General features: G+C 73.1%; 17 protein-coding genes and 1 pseudogene. All 18 read right to left on the reverse strand.

What is annotated here, in order from left to right:
• Positions 1 to 30: 30 nt before the first annotated feature.
• The 18 genes and pseudogenes from KIF24_RS00415 to KIF24_RS00500 all read right to left on the reverse strand — a co-directional run bounded on the left by KIF24_RS00415 (position 31) and on the right by KIF24_RS00500 (position 17,986).
• Positions 31 to 1,119 carry a hypothetical protein gene (locus KIF24_RS00415; protein ID WP_221082250.1) on the reverse strand — a complete coding sequence of 363 codons (1,089 nt, stop codon included), beginning with the start codon at positions 1,117 to 1,119 and terminating at the stop codon, positions 31 to 33.
• Between the two features lie 41 nt (positions 1,120 to 1,160).
• On the reverse strand, positions 1,161 to 2,105 hold the full coding sequence (locus KIF24_RS00420; RefSeq protein WP_221082251.1) for an RluA family pseudouridine synthase: 945 nt from the start codon (positions 2,103 to 2,105) through the stop codon (positions 1,161 to 1,163).
• The gene (locus tag KIF24_RS00425; protein WP_221082252.1) at positions 2,102 to 2,782 is read right to left on the reverse strand and encodes a signal peptidase II; all 681 of its coding nucleotides are present in this window, start codon (positions 2,780 to 2,782) and stop codon (positions 2,102 to 2,104) included. The genes KIF24_RS00420 and KIF24_RS00425 overlap by 4 nt, the downstream gene beginning before the upstream one ends.
• Before the next feature lie 64 nt (positions 2,783 to 2,846).
• The gene (locus tag KIF24_RS00430) at positions 2,847 to 3,266 is read right to left on the reverse strand and encodes a TraR/DksA family transcriptional regulator (protein ID WP_221082253.1); all 420 of its coding nucleotides are present in this window, start codon (positions 3,264 to 3,266) and stop codon (positions 2,847 to 2,849) included.
• Between the two features lie 232 nt (positions 3,267 to 3,498).
• Complete coding sequence (locus KIF24_RS00435) at positions 3,499 to 3,804, reverse strand: DUF167 domain-containing protein (protein WP_221082254.1); 306 nt, start codon at positions 3,802 to 3,804, stop codon at positions 3,499 to 3,501.
• 10 nt (positions 3,805 to 3,814) lie between these two features.
• On the reverse strand, positions 3,815 to 4,384 hold the full coding sequence (locus tag KIF24_RS00440; protein ID WP_221082255.1) for a hypothetical protein: 570 nt from the start codon (positions 4,382 to 4,384) through the stop codon (positions 3,815 to 3,817).
• A gap of 75 nt (positions 4,385 to 4,459) precedes the next feature.
• Positions 4,460 to 5,257 carry a DivIVA domain-containing protein gene (locus KIF24_RS00445; RefSeq protein WP_221082256.1) on the reverse strand — a complete coding sequence of 266 codons (798 nt, stop codon included), beginning with the start codon at positions 5,255 to 5,257 and terminating at the stop codon, positions 4,460 to 4,462.
• A 44-nt stretch (positions 5,258 to 5,301) separates the two neighbouring features.
• On the reverse strand, positions 5,302 to 5,607 hold the full coding sequence (locus tag KIF24_RS00450) for a YggT family protein (RefSeq protein WP_221082257.1): 306 nt from the start codon (positions 5,605 to 5,607) through the stop codon (positions 5,302 to 5,304).
• A 29-nt stretch (positions 5,608 to 5,636) separates the two neighbouring features.
• Complete coding sequence (locus KIF24_RS00455; RefSeq protein WP_221082258.1) at positions 5,637 to 6,338, reverse strand: cell division protein SepF; 702 nt, start codon at positions 6,336 to 6,338, stop codon at positions 5,637 to 5,639.
• 192 nt (positions 6,339 to 6,530) lie between these two features.
• Positions 6,531 to 7,280, reverse strand: coding sequence for a YggS family pyridoxal phosphate-dependent enzyme (locus KIF24_RS00460; protein ID WP_221082259.1), 750 nt, complete (start codon positions 7,278 to 7,280; stop codon positions 6,531 to 6,533).
• 9 nt (positions 7,281 to 7,289) lie between these two features.
• On the reverse strand, positions 7,290 to 8,405 hold the full coding sequence (gene ftsZ / locus KIF24_RS00465) for a cell division protein FtsZ (protein ID WP_221082260.1): 1,116 nt from the start codon (positions 8,403 to 8,405) through the stop codon (positions 7,290 to 7,292).
• A gap of 239 nt (positions 8,406 to 8,644) precedes the next feature.
• Positions 8,645 to 9,424 carry a cell division protein FtsQ/DivIB gene (locus KIF24_RS00470; protein WP_221082305.1) on the reverse strand — a complete coding sequence of 260 codons (780 nt, stop codon included), beginning with the start codon at positions 9,422 to 9,424 and terminating at the stop codon, positions 8,645 to 8,647.
• A gap of 73 nt (positions 9,425 to 9,497) precedes the next feature.
• Positions 9,498 to 10,988, reverse strand: a pseudogene (gene murC / locus KIF24_RS00475) (UDP-N-acetylmuramate--L-alanine ligase); the annotation flags it as partial.
• Between the two features lie 58 nt (positions 10,989 to 11,046).
• Positions 11,047 to 12,153 (reverse strand): undecaprenyldiphospho-muramoylpentapeptide beta-N-acetylglucosaminyltransferase, encoded by a 1,107-nt coding sequence (gene murG, locus KIF24_RS00480; protein ID WP_221082261.1) that lies wholly within the window; start codon positions 12,151 to 12,153, stop codon positions 11,047 to 11,049.
• Complete coding sequence (locus KIF24_RS00485) at positions 12,153 to 13,559, reverse strand: FtsW/RodA/SpoVE family cell cycle protein (protein ID WP_221082306.1); 1,407 nt, start codon at positions 13,557 to 13,559, stop codon at positions 12,153 to 12,155. Before KIF24_RS00485 ends, murG begins: the two co-directional genes overlap by 1 nt.
• 286 nt (positions 13,560 to 13,845) lie before the next feature.
• Entirely contained in the window at positions 13,846 to 14,979 is a 1,134-nt protein-coding gene (gene mraY, locus KIF24_RS00490) for a phospho-N-acetylmuramoyl-pentapeptide-transferase (protein WP_221082262.1), read from the reverse strand.
• Complete coding sequence (locus KIF24_RS00495; RefSeq protein WP_221082263.1) at positions 14,976 to 16,409, reverse strand: UDP-N-acetylmuramoyl-tripeptide--D-alanyl-D-alanine ligase; 1,434 nt, start codon at positions 16,407 to 16,409, stop codon at positions 14,976 to 14,978. The genes mraY and KIF24_RS00495 overlap by 4 nt, the downstream gene beginning before the upstream one ends.
• Positions 16,406 to 17,986 (reverse strand): UDP-N-acetylmuramoyl-L-alanyl-D-glutamate--2,6-diaminopimelate ligase, encoded by a 1,581-nt coding sequence (locus KIF24_RS00500; protein ID WP_221082264.1) that lies wholly within the window; start codon positions 17,984 to 17,986, stop codon positions 16,406 to 16,408. The genes KIF24_RS00495 and KIF24_RS00500 overlap by 4 nt, the downstream gene beginning before the upstream one ends.
• Between the last annotated feature and the right edge of the window lie 19 nt (positions 17,987 to 18,005).

Here is an 18,005-nt window from a genome sequence, read left to right on the forward strand (position 1 = left end):
CCGGACGGCACACCGATGTGTCGGCAACCGTCACGGTGTCGACTCCACGTCGTCACCCTCGACGGCGTCTGCCGAGGTGGAAAGCGTCCCAGGTGTCATCGCCGAGGGTGTGGGCGAGGGCGCCACGGGTGATGGTGACGAATCCGTCACCCCGGCCGGCTCCGACGATCGTTTCTCCGGGACCGGCGACGATCGTTCCTCCGGGACCGGCGACGATCGTTCCTCCGGGACCGGCGACGATCGTTCCTCCGGGACCGGATCCGCGGTGGGCGAACCGGTGACGGTGCCCGGTGTGGCGTCCGGCGTCGGTTCCCGATCGGCCGGCGGCCGGACCACGTCCCGCTGCTCGGGCAGCGGCGGGGTGAACACCGCCCGCTCCAGCCGGTGGACCTCCGGCGCCGGGTCGACGACCCGTACGTTGGGACGGGCCGCCACGCCCCGCAGTTCCACCGGCGCGGCGCGTACCACCAGGCCGTAGAGGCAGGCGCAGCCCGCCCGGTAGGCCGCCGCCTCCGCCGCCGCGACCTGCGCGCCGCTGCGGTACAGCTGGCGCAGTTCGCGCTCCTGCGGCCCGCCGCCACCCAGCGCGGTGGCCCGAGCGCGGTAGTCCGCGGCCTCCCGCTCCTTGCGTTCGGCGAGCTTGACCATGCCGGCCGTCACGTCCTCCGGCACCCGCTGGGCGGGGATGCGGACGAGTTCGGTCTGCCGGCCCGGCAGCGGCACCCGCGCGAAGACGACCGCGACGCCCACGTCACCGACCAGCGCCGCGAGCGACTGCGGGGTGAGGTACCGGCTCAGCGAGACCAGGGCGTAGGTGCCCTCGCCGAGCAACCCGCTGCCGACCAGCGCCGCCAGGTCGGCCGCCGCCGTCCGCTCGTAGCCGGGGATCGAGTCGCCGTCGACGACCCCCACCCGGGTCACCTCGCCGACGGTGCGGTCCGGCAACGGCGGACCGCCCGTGGCGAGCACGGCCGTGGCCAGCACGGCGGCGCACGACAGCGTCGTCACCCATCCCAGCACCGGCACCCGGGCCGGGCCCTGGCCGAGCCGGCTGACCACGACGGAGAGGCGGGGCAGCAGTCGCTGATCCAGCTGCCGCAGCAGATCGCCGGCGCGCACGGGCGGTCCCCTCGTCGGTCGGTCGGGACGGGTGGCGCGCGTCAGTCACGGAGTCTGTCCAGCGCGCGTCCCAGATCGTCAGGGTAGTCGCTGACGAAGCGGACCTCGTCCCCCGTACGGGGGTGCTGGAAGCTCAACTCTCTGGCGTGCAACCACTGCCGATCCAGTCCGAGCCGGGCGGCGAGAGTGGGATCCGCGCCGTACGTGAGGTCACCCACGCACGGATGCCGCAGCGTGGAGAAGTGCACCCGGATCTGGTGGGTACGACCGGTCTCCAGCCGTACGTCGACGAGGCTGGCCGAGGGGAACGCCTCGATGGTGTCGTAGTGGGTGATGCTCGGCTTCCCGTCGGAGACCACCGCCCAGCGGTAGTCGTGCTGCGGATGCCGGTCGATGGGTGCGTCGACGGTGCCGCGCAACGGATCCAGGTGCCCCTGCACCACCGCGTGGTAGCGCTTCTCCACCTCGCGGTACTTGAAGGCCCGCTTCAGGGCGCTGTACGCCTGCTCGCTCTTGGCCACCACCATCACCCCGGTGGTGCCGACGTCGAGCCGGTGCACCACCCCCTGCCGCTCGGCGGCACCGCTGGTGGCGATGGTGTGCCCGATCGCGGCGAGCCCGCCGATCACGGTCGGGCCGGCCCAGCCGGGGCTGGGATGCGCGGCCACCCCGACCGGTTTGTCGACCACCACGATGTCGTCGTCGGCGTGGACCACCCGCAGGCCGGGCACCGCCTGGGGGACCACGGTCGGCGCCGCCGCCGGCGTCGGCAGCGTGACCTCCAGCCAGGAGCCGGCCCTGACCTTGTGCGAGTTGGGCCGGACCGCGCCGTCGACCAGCGCCCCACCGGCGTCGACGAGCGCGGCGGCGGTGGTCCGGGAGAGGCCGAACAGCCGGGCGACGGCCTGGTCGAGACGCATCCCGTCGAGACCGTCGGGTACCGGCAGGCTGCGTTGGTCGCCCCCGGCGGCGAAGGTGGCGGTCATGCGCCGTCCCGCCGCCCGCCGTCGGTGTCGCCCGGCTCCCCGGTCGTGGCGGCCTGCCGGGCCGCGTCACCGTCCCTGGCCCGGTCGCCATCCTTGCCGCCGGCCCGCCGGTGGTCGTCGGCCGGCGCCCGGGTGCCGTCGCGCTGCCGACCGGTGAACTCCAGCCCGACGGCCAGCAGCACGCCGCAGACCAGTGCGCTGTCGGCCACGTTGAAGATCGGGAAGACCCGACCGTACGGGTCGAAGACGCTGATCATGTCGACCACGTGGCCGACGAACCAGCCCGGGGCCCGGAAGATCCGGTCGATCAGGTTGCCCACGACTCCGCCGACCACCAGGCCGAGCGAGATCGCCCACGGCACCGAACGCAGCGCGCGCGCCATCCAGGCGATCCAGCCCAGCACGCCGACCGCGATCAGCGGGAAGATCCAGGTGTGGTCCCTGCCGAGGCTCCACGCGGCCCCGCTGTTGCGGGTCAGCGAGAGGTAGACCGCGCCACCCAGCAGCCGGACCGGTTCACGGTCGCTCAGCTCGAGCAACGCCAGATGCTTGGTCAGCACGTCGACCGTCAGCGCGAACGCCGCGAGGCAGAGGAGGATCGTGACGGGCCGGCGCCGCGATCTCGTGGTGGTGCCCGGCTCGGCGGTGCCGGACCCGGCGGGCGGTGCTGCGCTCATCTACTCCCCATCGACAGTCGCGGCGGTGTGTCACACGGCCGCACGGGCACCGGGGAGTGCGCCGTCAGCGCCGCTCCGCCAGTTGCTTGCAGGTCACGCAGAGGGTGGCCGACGGGAAGGCGGCCAGCCGCTCCACCGGGATGGGGTTGCCGCACCGCTCGCACCAGCCGTAGCCACCCTCGTCGAGACGCTCCAGGGCGCGCTCGACCTGCGTGATCCGTTCCAGGATGCTGTTGGCGAGGGAGATCTCCTGCTCCCGCTCGAACGTCTTGGTGCCGGTGTCGGCCTGGTCGTCCCCGGCCGAGTCGGTCAAGCGATCGCGCTGCAACTCGGTGATCTCGCTCAGCGTCTGATCGTACTCGGCTCGCAGTTCGTCATGCCGCGCCGCCAACGCGGCTCGGATCTTCTCGGTTTCCGCGGCACTGCGGGTGGACTTCGGCGCCGGCTTGCGGCCTGCGGTCCTGGTGTCGGCTGGCTTGGCCATAGTCGCTCCCTCGGCCACGGAGCCGCGGTGGGTCCGCGACGCCTCGACAGGGGCGCGCCGGCATCGACCGCCCCGAGTACAAAACGGGCGCGCGGCGACTAGGCCGCGCACTCCGGAGGTTGGCAAGGATACGGAACGTACAGGCGTCCGACAACGTGCCGCACCGGATCGCCCGATTCGCCCCGACTCCATGCAGATCGGGGCAAAGGGAACGCTAGCAGATCGGCGCAGCTCAACCGGCCGGTTCATTGCCGTCGCGCAACCGGCTCAGTCGCCCGACCAGATCCGGCGGTGCCGGGGTGATCAGGAAGAGTTTGTCCCGGCTCGCCGAGCCGGTACGCAACGACACCGCGGCCGGGCGGACGCCGAGCGCGGCGGCCAGCGCACGCCGGGCGGCCTCGGTGGCCCGGCCGTCGACCGCGGGAGGGCTCACCGCGATCACGAGTGCGGGCCCGTGCGGTCCGTCGAACCGGCCGCCCACCCGGGCCCGGGACGCACCCGGTTTCACCCGCACAGCGACGGTGAGCGCATCGGCCATCAAGGTCGGCTCAGCGGCGTCCGGATTCCGACAGCAGCGTGGTGCCCGGAGTGCAGTGCGCGCAGGAGGTGAAGCCGAGTTCGACCGCTTCGGCGACGGGCAGCGGCTCGTGCTCCCGCCCGACCAGGTGCGGGCACTCGCTGAGGTGGTAGCGCGGTCGGCCGTCGACCACCCGCACCTCGGCCGAGAGGCGGGCCACCCGCGCCGCCTGCGCCACGGTGATCTCCTGAGCCGCCGGCTCGTCGTCGTAGCCGTCGGCGTCCGCGACCCGCGGGCCCGTCACCGGTGAACTCGCCGGTGAGCCGGGTGGTTGCCGCCACCCGACGTCACCGGTGTCACCAGTTGCCGGCGCGTACTGCGCCGGGATACCCGGCTCGGGGCCGGCAGGGTCCCGTGGCGGGGCTCCGCCCGACACCGAGCCCCGGCCGGTGGCCGCCTGGCGGGCGCCCGCGACCAGTGCCACGGCGGCCAGCAGGCTGGCCGCGATCGAGACGACCAACAGCGAGCTGGAGCCACCGGCCAGGCCGAACACCAGTAGCACCACCGCGACCAGGATGAGCGCGAGACTGATGACTATCACGGCTCACCCCCCGCCGCGTCGTACCGATGAGGAAGGTCAGGTGATCGCCGCGTCCGCGACGACCACCGGCCCGTGTCAGCGACCGGCCTCGAGCGCCCCGGAGCGGCCTCCACCGTAGGAACCGGCCAGGCCGGCGGCGGCGAGGCCGTTGCCGGCGGCCCGGGTGTTGTCACCGCGGGTCATCTCGGCCTCCAGGCCCTGGCCGCGGCCGTCGAGGTCACGCAGCTGGCTCTCCAGGTACGCCTTGAGCCGGGTGCGGTACTCCCGCTCGAACTGCTTGAGCTCCTCGATGTGCTTCTGCAACGCGGTGCGCTTGGCGTCCAGACCGCCCATGGCCTCCTGGTGCCGCTGCCGGGCGTCACGCTCGAGCGCGTCGGCCTTGGCCCGGGCCTCCCGGGTGACCTCCTCGGCCTTCGAGCGGGCCTCGGAGAGCAGCTGGTCGGCCTCACGGCGGGCGTCGGAGACGTGGTCGTCGGCGGTCCGCTGGGCCATCATCAGCACGCGCAGCGCCTGCTGCTCGCCGTCACCGCCCGGCACCGCACCACCGGCGGTCCGGACCTGCTCCAACTCGGCCTGCATCGCGCGGGCGGCCTGCTCGGCGGAGGCCTTGTCGCGCTGCACCCGGTCGAGCTGGGCCTTGACGTCGTTGAGCTCGGCCGCCAGGCGGGCGTCACCACCGGGACCGGCCGGGGCGCCGCCCCGGCCACCGCGCTCCACCTGGGCGCGCAGCTCGTTGTTCTCCTCGATCAGACGGGCGAGTTCGCGCTCGACCTCGTCCAGGAAGGCGTCGACCTCCTCCTCGTCGTAGCCCCGCTTGCCGATCGGCGGCTTCTTGAAGGCGACGTTGTGGACGTCGGCCGGGGTCAGCGGCATCGAAACTCCTCGGGTCAGTTGCGGCCGCGATAGCGCGTCGGTCATCAGGCGGTCCTGATGATCGCCGGCTCTAACACAAACCTCATCAGCACGAACAGGATAACCAGGAGCACAAGGGAGGCCAGGTCGATGCTCACGGTACCAATTCGCAGCGGAGGGATCACACGCCTCAACGCCCAGAGCGGGGGATCAGTGACGCTCCACACGGATTCCAGTCCGGCGGACGCTCCGCGACCGGGTTGCCAGCGCCGGCCGTACTGCAGCACCGCGCTGAGCACGAAACGGGCCAGAAGGATGATCAGGAAGACATAAGTGATCAGGTAGAGAACCTGTAGCAAGATCGACAACACGGCAGGCGGCGTCCCTCGGGTCGGGCGGGTCAACTCAGGCTGAAGAACCCGCCCTCAGCGATCTTGGCCTTGTCCTCCGCGGTGACCTGGACATTGGCCGGTGAGAGCAGGAACACCCGGTTGGTCACGCGCTCGATCGTACCGCGCAAGCCGAAGGCCAACCCGGCGGCGAAGTCCACCAGACGGCGGGCGTCCGCCTCGTCCATCTCGGTGAGGTTGATGATCACGGGTACGCCGTCCCGGAAGTGCTCACCGATGGTGCGGGCCTCGCGGTAGGTGGTCGGATGCAGCGTGGTGATCTGGTAACGCTGCTCCTCCTCCGGCACCAGCGCGCGCTCGCGCGGCTGCGCCTGCGGCGCCAGGGCGAGGTTGTCGCGGGTGTGGTAGGTCAGCGCACCGGACGGCTCGCCGGTGGACCGGGTGATCGACCGGACGCTGGACCGCTCCACCCGCTCCGGGCGCTCGGACTCCAGCCGGTCGGCCTCGCTGAGCCGGCCGGAGCGCTCGCTCAGCCGGCCCCGGTCACTCAGCCGGGGACGCGGTGCCGGCGGCTCCTCCGCCTCGTCGTCCTCGTCGGCGAACTCCTCGGCGTACCGGCTCTGCCGGTAACGCGACTCGCGGTAGCCACCCTTGTCGTAGCCACCCTTGTCGTAGCCACCGTCGTCGTAGGCCCGCTCGTCGTCCTCTTCGACCAGTCCGAGCCAGACCCCCGCCTTGCGCAGTGCACCCATCCCGCGCCCTTCCCGTCCGCCGTGCGGCACACGCCCCCGCCGTGTCGCCGGTCGCGAGTGGACCAATCCTGCCCACCGAACCGGAACGGCAATCCCCCGACGCGCAATTCGCGTTGCACGTCATGCCCCCCGTGACCGGGAAGGCCGTTCCCGCAAACAACACTGATGTAATTTGCTTCCCTCGTGGTCAGGCTACCCCAGCGTGGGACGCATTCCGAGCAACGCGCTGCCGACGCGGACATGTGTCGCGCCGTGACCGATCGCCGCCTCCAGATCCCCGCTCATCCCGGCCGACAGGGTCGTGGCCCGCGGGTGCTCCGCCCGCAGCGCCGCCGCGATCGCGGCCAGCCGGGCAAACGCCCGCTCCGGCTCCCAGCCCAGCGGCGCCACGGCCATCAGGCCGGCCAGCCGCAACCCGGCGGCGGCGGCGACCGCGGCGGCGACCGGGCCGAGACCCACATCCGGATCGGCCGAGTCCGGCACCGCGCCGCCGCGCGCCGGGTCGGCGTCGATGCTGACCTGCACCAGCACGTCCAACAGCCGATCCCGGCCGCCGGACGTGGCGGCGGTGTCCAACGCGGACGCCAGCCGGACGCTGTCCACCGACTGGACCACGTCCGCGTACCGCAGCACCGACTTCACCTTGTTGCGTTGCAGCCGGCCGATGAAGTGCCAGCGCGGCGCGACCCCGGCCGCGGCGACCTGCGCCGCCTTGGCCGCCGCCTCCTGGTCGCGGTTCTCCCCCACGTCGGTCACCCCGAGGCCGGCCAGCGCCACCACGTCGGTCGCCGGGTAGGTCTTGGTCACCGCGATCATCGTCACCTCGGCCCGGTCACGGCCGGCGGCTGCGCAGGCGTCGGCGATGCGCGAGCGCACCCGGGCGAGCCCGGCGGCGAGTTCGGCGCGCCGGTCCGCGCGCACCAGGGCTTCACTGTCGGTCATCGGCGGTGCTCAGGAGCCGTTCTTGAGGAAGTCGGGCACGTCGACGTCGTCGAAGAGCACCCGGCGCGGCGACTGCGGCGCCGCCGGGGTGGCCGGCGATGGCACGACCGGCGTGCTGGACTGGGTGGGCTGGTTCTGGTTGGTCTTGCGGGCCGGCTCGGCCGCCTTGTAGGCCGGCGTGCCACCGTCGAAGCCCGCCGCGATCACGGTGACCCGCACCTCGTCGCCGAGCGCGTCGTCGATCACCGCGCCGAAGATGATGTTCGCGTCCGGATGTGCCGCGTCGGTCACCAGCTGGGCCGCGTCGTTGATCTCGAACAGGCCGAGGTCGGAACCGCCCGCGATGGAGAGCAGCACGCCCCGGGCGCCGTCCATGCTCTGCTCCAGCAGCGGGCTGGAGATGGCCGCCTCGGCGGCCTCGACCGCACGGTTCTCGCCCCGGGCGCTGCCGATGCCCATCAGCGCGCTGCCGGCGCCGCTCATCACGCTCTTGACGTCGGCGAAGTCCAGGTTGATCAGACCCGGCGTGGTGATCAGGTCGGTGATGCCCTGCACACCGGAGAGGAGCACCTGGTCGGCGGTGCGGAACGCGTCCATCATGCTGATGTTGCGGTCACCGAGCGCCAGCAGCCGGTCGTTGGGGATCACGATCAGCGTGTCGCACTGGTTACGCAGCTCGTCGATGCCGGCCTCGGCCTGCACCTGGCGGCGCTTGCCCTCGAAGGAGAACGGACGGGTCACCACGCCGATGGTCAGTGCGCCGAGCTTGCGGGCGATGTTCGCCACCACGGGCGCCCCACCGGTGCCGGTGCCGCCGCCCTCGCCGCAGGTCACGAAGACCATGTCGGCGCCCTTGAGGACCTCCTCGATCTCGTCGCGGTGGTCCTCGGCGGCGTTCTTGCCCACGTCCGGGTTGGCGCCGGCACCCAGCCCCCGGGTCAGCTCCCGGCCGACGTCCAGCTTGACGTCGGCGTCGCTCATCAGCAGCGCCTGCGCGTCCGTGTTGATCGCGATGAACTCGACGCCCTTGAGCCCAACCTCGATCATCCGGTTGACGGCGTTGACGCCGCCGCCCCCGATGCCGACGACCTTGATGACCGCCAGGTAGTTGTGCGGAGGTGTCATCTCCGGTCCTTTCCTTCGAGACTGGCTACTCCCCGGCCGGCTACGGCCTGGCCGGACCGGCGGTCGACGCAGCTGTCACCAGCGAGGTCGAGAGGCAAACCCTCGCCCTCTACTAGAGGGTTAGAGTTATGTCAACCACTGATCCCCTTCGGGGCAACGTAAGCGCAGCCGAGCGATGAGCCAAGGACCCTTCCGGCGTGTCGCCGGTGGAGCGAGCCGCCTCACCACTGACCGATCGCTCACCGGAAGGTGACCACGTCCGGCGCGCTCACGTCGATCCGGGCGGCATCCTGGTCGAGCAGCGCGGTGGCCACCCGCGCCTTGTCGTCCCCCCGGGTCGAGTCACCCCAGAAGACCGTACGGTCCCCGCGCAACCGCACGCTGATCCGGGCCAGGCCCTCGACGGTGACCTCCACCAGCTCGTCACGCAGCCGGGGGGTGAGGGCGGCGAGCACCTCCAACCCGGCTGCGGTCTCCGGATCGTCGGGCCCGGGCGTGGCCAGCCGCACCAGCGGCAGGCCGCCCGGGCGCTGCGGCACCGTGCGGAACACCACCCCGGCGGCGTCGACCACGGCGAACTGCTCCCCGCGCGGCACCACCGCCGCGCCGGTCCGCTCGGTCAGCCGGACCACCAGCGCGTCCGGCCAGTCCCGCGTGACGGTGACCCGTTCCACCGGCGGCAGCGTGCCGATCCGGCCCGCCAGCGCGGCCAGGTCGACCCGGGCCAGCGGAGCGCCGTCGGGGACTCCCGCCGCGTCCCGCACCTGCACCGCCGTCACCAGCTCGGCCCCCTCCACCCGCACCTCGCGCACGCCGAACAGGCCGGTGCCGAGCAGGGTCCACGCCACCAGTCCGGCCAGCGCGAGCAGCCCGCCGGCCACCGCCCAGGGCAACGCCGCACGCATCCGGCGGCGCCGCGCCCGGGCCATGAACCGCCGGGTGGAGGCGGGCACCGCGTCGCTGTCGGCGCGGACCAGCTGCCACCGCCGGGTGGGGCGGCGCCCCGCACCGCCGTCCACGCCGGTGCCACGCCCACGGGCCGGCCCGGGACTCATTCCGCCACGGATGCCGCGCCGTCCACGCCGACGACGCCGGGGACGCTGCCCCGATGCTCGTCGACCCACCGGCCGCGCCGCCGGGAGCGGTGCCCGCCAGCGCCTGCGGATCGGCGGTACGCGCCGCCAGCGCGGCCAGCAGTTCGTCGCCCATCAGCGAGATCGGCGGAGCACCCATGGTCACCACCACGTCGCCCGAACGCGCCCGGCGGGCCACCTCCACGGGAGCGGCCTCCCACGAGTCCGCGAAGACCTTCCGCCCCGCCGGCAGCGACACCGCCTCGACCAGTGCCGTCGACCCCTCACCCGGGCCCCGCTGCTCACCCGGCCCGAAGACCTCCAGCAGCACCAGCTCGTCGGCGATCGCGAGCGCCTCGGCGATCTCCGCCTGAAGTTCCCGGGTGCGGTAGACCCGGTAGGGCTGGAAGACGACGATCAGGCGCCCCTCGCCGGCCACCTCCCGCAGCGTCCGCAGGGCCAGGGTCATCGAGGTCGGGTGGTAGGCGTACTCGTCGTAGACGAGCACCCCGTCGGCGACACCCTTGCGCTCGAACCGCCGACGCACTCCCGGGAAGGCCGCCAGCGCGGTCTCCGCCGCCTGCGGCGGCACCTCCAACAGGCACGCGGCCAGCACCGCCGACGCGCTGTTGAGCCCCATGTGCCGGCCCGGCACCGGCAGCCGGAACTCGCCCAGCGGCCGGCCGTCGAGGTGGGCGAGGTAACGCACCCCGCGGGCCGAGGAGGCCATGTCGCTCAGCCGGAGGTCGGCGTCGGCGGCCTCGCCGTAGGTGTACACCCGGCGTCCCTCGGCGCGCAGCGTGGCGGCCAACCGCCGCCCGCCCGGGTCGTCGGCACAGGTGATGACGTAGCCCTCCGGGTCGGTGAGCCGGGCGAACTCGGCGAAGGCCGCCTCCAGGGTGGCCAGGTCACCATAGGTGTTCAGGTGGTCCGCCTCGATGTTCGTGACGATCGAGACGAACGGGCGGTAGATGAGGAACGACCGGTCGCTCTCGTCCGCCTCGACCACGAAGTGCTCACCGGTGCCGTGGTGCGCCCCCGAGCCGACCTCGGAGATCTCCCCACCGATCACGAAGGACGGGTCCGCGCCGGCCTGCTGGAGCACCATGGTGACCATGGAGGTGGTGGTGGTCTTGCCGTGCGTGCCGGCGACGGCCACGGTGCGGCGGCCGGTCATCGCGGCCGCGAGAGCCTCCGAGCGGTGCAACACCCGCAGCCCGCGCCGGCGCGCCTCGACCACCTCCAGGTGGTCGGCGGGGATGGCCGACGAGTAGACGACGGTGTCGACCCCGTCCAGGTTGGCCGTCTCGTGCGTCATGTGGATCGTCCCACCGAGCGCCCGCAGGCCGGCCAGCGACGGCCACTCGCGCAGCTCGCTGCCGGAGACCGGCAGGCCCCGGGTGAGGAAGAGCCGGGCCAGACCACTCATGCCGACCCCGCCCACCCCGATCAGGTGGATGTGGCCGAGGTCCTCGGCGGTCAGCGTGCCGGCCGGGCTGAACGTGGTCATCGGGACCAGCCTTTCGTTCGCGACTGCGGGGCTCGCAAACCCGGCTCACTCCTCGCGCTCACCGGGCCACCGCCTCGTAGACGAAGTTGAGCAGGGCCTCGTCACCGTCGCGCCGCCCGTACGCGGCTGCGGCGGTGCCCATCGCGTGCAGCCGCTGCGGGTCACGGATCAGCGGGAGCACCGTCCGTTCGAGCCAGTCCGGGGTCATCTCGGCGTCGTCGACCAGCAGCCCGCCGCCGGCCTCGACCACCGGCAGGGCGTTGCGCTTCTGCTCCTGGTTGCTGTGCGGGTAGGGCACGTAGATGGTCGGCAGCCCGATCGCGGCCACCTCGGCGCAGGTCATCGCCCCGCCCCGGCCGAGCATCAGGTCCGCGGCGGCGTATCCGGCGTCCATGTCGGACAGGTACGGCAGCGTCACGTACGGCACCGGCAGGTCGGTCGGGATCGGCACCGGCTCGTTGCGGGCGCCGATCACGTGCAGCACCTGGATGCCGTTGCGGGCCAGTTCCTTGGCCGCACCGGCGACGGCGAGGTTGATCGAACGGGCGCCCTGCGAGCCGCCGGCGACGAAGAGCACCGGCAGGTCGGGGCGGAGCCCGAAGTGGGCGCGGGCGGCGCCGCGGATGGCCGCCCGGTCCAGTCCGGAGATGCTGCGGCGCAGCGGCACACCGACCACCCGGGCGTCGCGCAGCGACTCGGCCTGCGACGGCTGGTGCGGGAAGCCGACCGCGACGTGCTTGGTGAACTTCATGCCCAGCCGGTTGGCCACGCCCGGCGGCACGTTCACCTCGTGGATCACGATCGGCAGCTCCCGCCGCCAGGCGGCCAGGTAGGCCGGCACCGAGACGTACCCGCCGAAGCCCACCACCACGTCGGCGCGCACCTCGTCGATGACCTTGCCCGCCGCGCGGGCGGCGGTCCACATCCGGCCCGGGGTGCGGACCAGGTTCATGTTGATCGACCGGGGTAGCTGGTAGGCGGGGATCTGCCGCAGGTCGTAGCCGGCCGGTGGGATCAGCTCGTTCTCCAGGCCCTTGGGTGTGCCGAGGCAGGTGATCCGGACGCCGGGGTCGTGCCGGCGCAGGCAGTCGGCGAAGGCGAGCAACGGGTAGATGTGCCCCCCGGTGCCACCTCCTGCGAGCACCACCGAACGCAGCGGACCCATCAACGTCTCCTCTCGTCCGCCGACCCGCCGCGGCCCCGGCCGTCCCGGGCGCCACGCGGTGCGGCCTGGTCGTCCCCGCGCCGCCTCCGCGCCCCGGGTACGGACCCTCGGGCAGCCGGCGGCGCCGCGCGGCGGCGCCGGCCGGAAAGCGGCGGCAACGGTGCCCACACTAGTCGGACCCACCGGGCCGGCGGACGGGCATGCAGCGCCCGGGCCGCATCCGGCTCGGCGCGGGCGAAGGAGGCCAGCATGCCGACCGCCGCGAGGGTGACCACCAGCGCGCTGCCGCCGTCGGAGATGAACGGCAGCGGTACGCCGGTCAGCGGCAACAGCCCGATCACGCCGCCGATGTTGATGAACGCCTGACCGACGAGCCACGCGGTGGCGCCCGCGGCCGCCAGCCGGCGGTACGGATCCTCGACCCGCCGGGCGATCCGCAGGCCGGTGTAGGCGAGCACCGCGAAGAGGGTGACCACCACCGCGCAGCCGACCACGCCGAGTTCCTCGGCGATGACCGCGAAGATGAAGTCGTTCTCGGCCGCGGGCAGCCACGCCCACTTGGTCCGCCCCTGGCCGAGACCGGTGCCGAACCAGCCGCCGTTGGCGATCGCGTACCGGGCCTGGACCATCTGGTAGCAGAGTTGATCCTTGCAGGCGTCCAGCGGCGGCGGGCTGAAGAACACGGTGAGCCGGGCCAGCCGGTAGTTGTCCTCGCCGCGCACACCGGAGCCGGCGCCGAGCGAGGCCACCGCGACCAGCAGCCCGATGCCGAGCAGCCCGATCGCGCTGAGCGCGGCGAAGACCCGCAGCCGCACCCCGGCCGCCCAGAGCAGGCCGACGACCAGGGCCAGCAGGCAGAGCATGCTGCCCAGGTCGTTGTAGCCGACCAGGACGAACAGCAGCCCCACCACCGGGAACAGCGGCGTGGCCAACTCCCGCCACCAGCCCAGCGCCGCACCCTTGCGGGCGAGCACGTGCGCGCCCCACAGCACCAGCGCGAACTTCGCCAACTCCGAGGGTTGCAGGCTGATCTCACCGACGTACAGCCAGAGCAGGTCAGCCTCCAGCGGGCCGATCCGCGGCTCGCCGTCGGTCAGCCGCCCGTACGCCACCAGCAGGTTCAGCAGCAGCAGCAGCCCCACCGCGACGCCCAGCGTGGGCCGGCCCAGCGTCCGGTAGGTGCTGGCCGGCAGGCGCTGGCAGGCCCAGAAGGCCACGATGCCGATCACCGCGAAGATCGCCTGCTTGGTCAGCGACGCCGAGGCGTCACCGCCCTCGGCGTAGTCGCGCACGCTGGTGGCCGAGAAGACCATGGTCAGGCCGATCAGCAGCAGTAGCCCGGCGCTGGCGAGCAGCAGGTGGTAGGAGGCCAACGGCCGGGCCAGCAGGCCGCGCAGCGCCGCCAGGCCGCCCACCGCGTCCAGCCCGCGCCACGCGCCGTCGGCCGGCCGCTGGCGCGTCGCCGGCACGTCGCTTCCCGCTCGCGCCTCCCCCACAGCGTCATCATCGCGGTTACCGGCACCCGACACCGGCGGTACCGGCCGGTCGGCGTGTCGAACGTGCGCTGATCACGTCCTGCTGTCACGCGGTCACGATGGTGTGACAGGTCGGAGCACCCGGCCACCGCGACGTCGCGTCGCGGTGGGTCACCCCGGCCGCTGCCGGATCGGCGGGTGCCGGCGGCCCGGCGGGTCAACCCATGTTGGCCAGGAAGTCGCTGTAGAAGAGGCCGAGGGCGATGGCCACGCCGATGCCCGCGATGATCCAGAACCGGACCACGATGTTGACCTCGCTCCACCCGGCGAGCTCGAAGTGGTGCTGCAACGGCGACATCCGGAAGACCCGCTTGCCGGTGGTCTTGAACGAGATGATCTGAATCACCACCGACATCGTGATGATCACGAACAGTCCGCCGATGATCGGCAACAGCAGCACGGTGCGGGTGGACATCGCCATGCCGGCGATCAGGCCGCCGAGGCCGAGGGCGCCGGTGTCGCCCATGAAGATCCGGGCCGGCGAGGTGTTCCACCACAGGAAGCCGACACAGGCACCGGCCGCCGCCCCGGCGATCAACGCGATCTCCAGCGGATCCCGGACCGTGTAGCAGTAGTTGTCCGCGTTGGCGGTGTACGCCGGGTCGGCGCACCAGTGCCGGTACTGCCAGAACGCGATCACCGCGTACGCGCCGAGCACCATCACCGAGGCTCCGGTGGCCAGACCGTCGAGGCCGTCGGTCAGGTTGACGCCGTTGGTCGCGGCCATCACCACGAAGATGAAGATGACCACCGCGCCGATCTTGGTCACGTCCAGCGCCGGGATGTCCCGGATGAAGCTGAGCGTCGTGCTGCCCACCGTCTCGGTGTTGGTCACCGCGCCGGAGGCGTCGGTCATCGTGGACGGGAAGTAGAGCGCGACGACCCCGAACATCGCGCCGACCAGGATCTGGCCGAGCAGCTTGCCGCGCGCGCTCAGGCCGCCGCTGTGCCGCTTGCGGACCTTCAGGAAGTCGTCGAGGAAACCCACCGCGCCGGAGAAGACCATCAGGCCCAGCAGCACCAACGCGGTGATGGTCGGCTCGACCTGGGCGATCTGCGCGTCCGGCAGGGTGGTCAGGGCAAGGTGACCGGCCACGTACGCGATGACGGTGGCCAGAATGAACACCACGCCGCCCATCGTCGGCGTGCCCTTCTTGCCCTGGTGCATCTGCGGACCCTCGGCCCGGATGGGCTGGCCGGCCTTCAACCGGGTGAACACCTTGATCGCGATCGGGGTGGCGAAGAGCGAGACGAGGAAGGCCACCCCGATGGCCACGATCACCGCCCTCACGCCGCGCCCCCCTCGGCCGGCGTGCCCGCGGAGGTGCCCGCGCCGTTCCCGGCGGCGTCGGCACGCAGCGCGTCGGCCACCTCCCAGGTCCGGTACCGGGAGCCCTTCACCAGGACGACGTCGCCCGGCCGTAGCTCGCTGCGCAGCACCTCGACAGCCGCCGCCTGATCGGTGAGCAGCACCGACTCTCCTCCCCAGTCACCTACCGATGTCGCACCGTGGTGGATCGGCGCCGCCGCCTCGCCGACCACGATCAGCCGGTCGACGCCCAACTCGGCCGCGAGACGGCCCACCTCGGCGTGCCCCTGCGCCTCGAACTCACCCAGCTCGGCCATGTAGCCGAGCACCGCGACGGTCCGCCGCCCGGCGCCGACACCGCCCAGCGCACGCAGCGCCACCGCCGTCGACGCCGGGTTGGCGTTGTACGAGTCGTCGATCACGGTCACCCCGTCGGTGCGTTCGAAGACGTCCATCCGGCGGGTGGAGACCAACCCGAGCGCGCCCAGCGCGATCGCCAACTCGGTCAGCGGCATGCCCAGCTCCCGGGCCACCGCCGCGGCGGCCAGCGAGTTGGAGACCTGGTGCCGCCCGGTGAGCCCGAGCCGCACCGGCGCGCTGCCCTCCGGCGTCACCAGCGTGTACGCGGGACGTCCGCGCTCGTCCAGCGTCACGTCCACGGCCCGCACGTCGGCGTGGTCGGCCTCGCCGTAGCGGACCACCCGGGCGGCCGTACGGGTGGCCATGGCGTCGACCAGCGGGTCGTCGGCGTTCAGCACGGCCAGGCCGTCGGCCGGCAGCGCCTCGACCAGCTCGCCCTTGGCCAACGCGATGTTCTCCTGCGAGCCGAACTCGCCGATGTGCGACACCCCGACGTTGAGCACCACGGAGATGCGCGGCGGCGCCACCTCGCAGAGGTACCGCACGTGGCCGATGCCCCGGGCGCCCTTCTCCATCACCAGGTACCGGGTGGTCGGCCCGGCCTGCAACGCGGTGTACGGGTGCCCCAGCTCGTTGTTGAACGACCCGGGCGGCGCCACCGTCTCGCCGAGCCGGGCGGTCACCTGGGCGATCAGGTCCTTGGTGGTGGTCTTGCCGGAGGAGCCGGTGAGCCCGATCACGGTCAACCCGGGCAGCCGGTCCACCACCACGCGGGCCAGCCGGCCCATCGCGACCAACGCGTCGGCGACGAGGATCATGGGCACCCCGGGCATCTCGCGGGTGCCCAGAACCGCCACCGCCCCGGCGTCCACGGCCGCGGCGGCGTAGTCGTGCCCGTCCACCTTCTCCCCGTCGAAGGCGACGAAGAGACCACCGGGGGTGACCATGCGCGAGTCGAACTCCACGCCTGCGGTGACCTGCGCGGCGGGGTCGGCGGCGGCCAGCCGTCCGTCGACCGCCGAGGCCACCTCGGCCAGGCTGAGCGTGATCACTGCTGGCTCTCCAGATCCCCGAAGCCGGCCCGCAGGGCGTCGGCGAGTTCGGTCCGGTCGTCGAACGGGTACACCTCGCCGACGACCTCCTGGCCGCGTTCGTGGCCCTTGCCCAGCACCGCCACCACGTCGCCCGGCGACGCCAGCCGGACCGCCTCGTCGATCGCCGCGCGGCGGCCCGCGACCTCGACGATCCGCGCCGGCGCCCCGGCCCGGTCGGTGCCGGCGAGCACCTCGGCCCGGATCGCCGACGGATCCTCGGTGCGCGGGTTGTCGTCGGTCACCACCACCACGTCGGCTCCCTGCGCCGCCGCGGCACCCATCATCGGCCGCTTGCCCCGATCCCGGTCGCCCCCCGCGCCGATCACGCAGATCAGCCGGCCGGCGCTGAGTTGGCGCAGCGCGGCCAGGGCGGCCACGATCGCGTCCGTCTTGTGCGCGTAGTCGACCACCCCCCGCACACCGCCGGCCACGCCCACCGACTCCAGCCGGCCGGGGACGCCGCCGCAGGCGGCCACCCCGGCGGCGGTCGCCGGGTCCACTCCGGCGGCGACCAGGGCGGCGATGGCCAGCAGGGCGTTGGACACGTTGTGCCGGCCGGGCAGCGCCACCCCGGCGGGCAACTCCAGCCCGCCCGGTCCGTGCGCGACGAACCGCTGGGCGTACCCCGCGCCGCCGACCTGGTCCGCCCACCAGGTCGCGGCCGGGTCGCCGGCCGCGGAGAAGCTGACCGTGGCCGGCTTGACCAGCGCCTTCAACGCCGGGTCGTCGTGGTTGAGCACCTCGACGGCGCAGCGGCCGTCGAACAGCCGCGCCTTGGCCGCGAAGTAGTCCGCCGAGTCGGCGTGGAAGTCGAGGTGGTCGGAGCCGAAGTTGGTCCAGCCGCCGACGGTGAACCGCACCCCGCCGACCCGGCCCATCGCCAGGGCGTGGCTGGAGACCTCCATGACCACCGCGGTCACGCCCCGCTCGCCGGCGGCGGCCAGCATCGCGTGCAGGTCGGTGGCCTCGGGCGTGGTACGCACGCTGTCCACCACCACGTCACCGAGCCGCGTCTCCACGGTCCCGATCAGGCCGGTGGTGTGCCCGGCGGCGCGCAGCCCGGACTCGACGAGGTACGCCGTGGAGGTCTTGCCGGCGGTGCCGGTCACCCCGATCACGATGAGCTGCTCGGTCGGGTCGCCGTAGACGGCGGAGGCGAGGGTGCCGAGCACCGCACGCGGATCGGTCACCACCAGGGCGGGCAGCCCGCTCGCGGCGGCCAGTTCGGCTCCGGCCGGGTCGGTCAGCACGGCGACCGCGCCGGCCGCCGCCGCGCCGGCCGCGAACTCGGCGCCGTGCCGGCGGGCGCCCGGCAGGGCCGCGTACAGGTCGCCGGGGTGAACCTCCTGGCTGGCGTGGGTCACCCCGGTCACCATCGGGTCGGTTCCGCCGGTGGGCGCCACGGCGAGCCGGGCGGCCAGGCCACCGAGCCGGATTCCGGGCACCGAACGGGGACGAGGATTGCCGCGCACGGCGTCAGACCCTACCCGGTCCCCCGCTCCCGGCCGCACGGCGCGCCTGAATCTCCGTCCCATCGCGTCGAACCGCAGGCAG

It is taken from the genome of Micromonospora tarapacensis, assembly GCF_019697375.1.
Taxonomy (GTDB): Bacteria; Actinomycetota; Actinomycetes; order Mycobacteriales; family Micromonosporaceae; genus Micromonospora; species Micromonospora tarapacensis.

Bases quoted from the DNA above. Each gene is read 5' to 3' on its own strand.
- KIF24_RS00420 (WP_221082251.1), bottom strand. From the start codon at position 2,105: ATGACCGCCACCTTCGCCGCCGGGGGCGACCAACGCAGCCTGCCGGTA.
- KIF24_RS00425 (WP_221082252.1), bottom strand. From the start codon at position 2,782: ATGAGCGCAGCACCGCCCGCCGGGTCCGGCACCGCCGAGCCGGGCACC.
- KIF24_RS00430 (WP_221082253.1), bottom strand. From the start codon at position 3,266: ATGGCCAAGCCAGCCGACACCAGGACCGCAGGCCGCAAGCCGGCGCCG.
- KIF24_RS00435 (WP_221082254.1), bottom strand. From the start codon at position 3,804: ATGGCCGATGCGCTCACCGTCGCTGTGCGGGTGAAACCGGGTGCGTCC.
- KIF24_RS00445 (WP_221082256.1), bottom strand. From the start codon at position 5,257: ATGCCGCTGACCCCGGCCGACGTCCACAACGTCGCCTTCAAGAAGCCG.
- KIF24_RS00455 (WP_221082258.1), bottom strand. From the start codon at position 6,338: ATGGGTGCACTGCGCAAGGCGGGGGTCTGGCTCGGACTGGTCGAAGAG.
- KIF24_RS00460 (WP_221082259.1), bottom strand. From the start codon at position 7,280: ATGACCGACAGTGAAGCCCTGGTGCGCGCGGACCGGCGCGCCGAACTC.
- ftsZ (WP_221082260.1), bottom strand. From the start codon at position 8,405: ATGACACCTCCGCACAACTACCTGGCGGTCATCAAGGTCGTCGGCATC.
- murG (WP_221082261.1), bottom strand. From the start codon at position 12,153: ATGGGTCCGCTGCGTTCGGTGGTGCTCGCAGGAGGTGGCACCGGGGGG.
- KIF24_RS00500 (WP_221082264.1), bottom strand. From the start codon at position 17,986: ATGGGACGGAGATTCAGGCGCGCCGTGCGGCCGGGAGCGGGGGACCGG.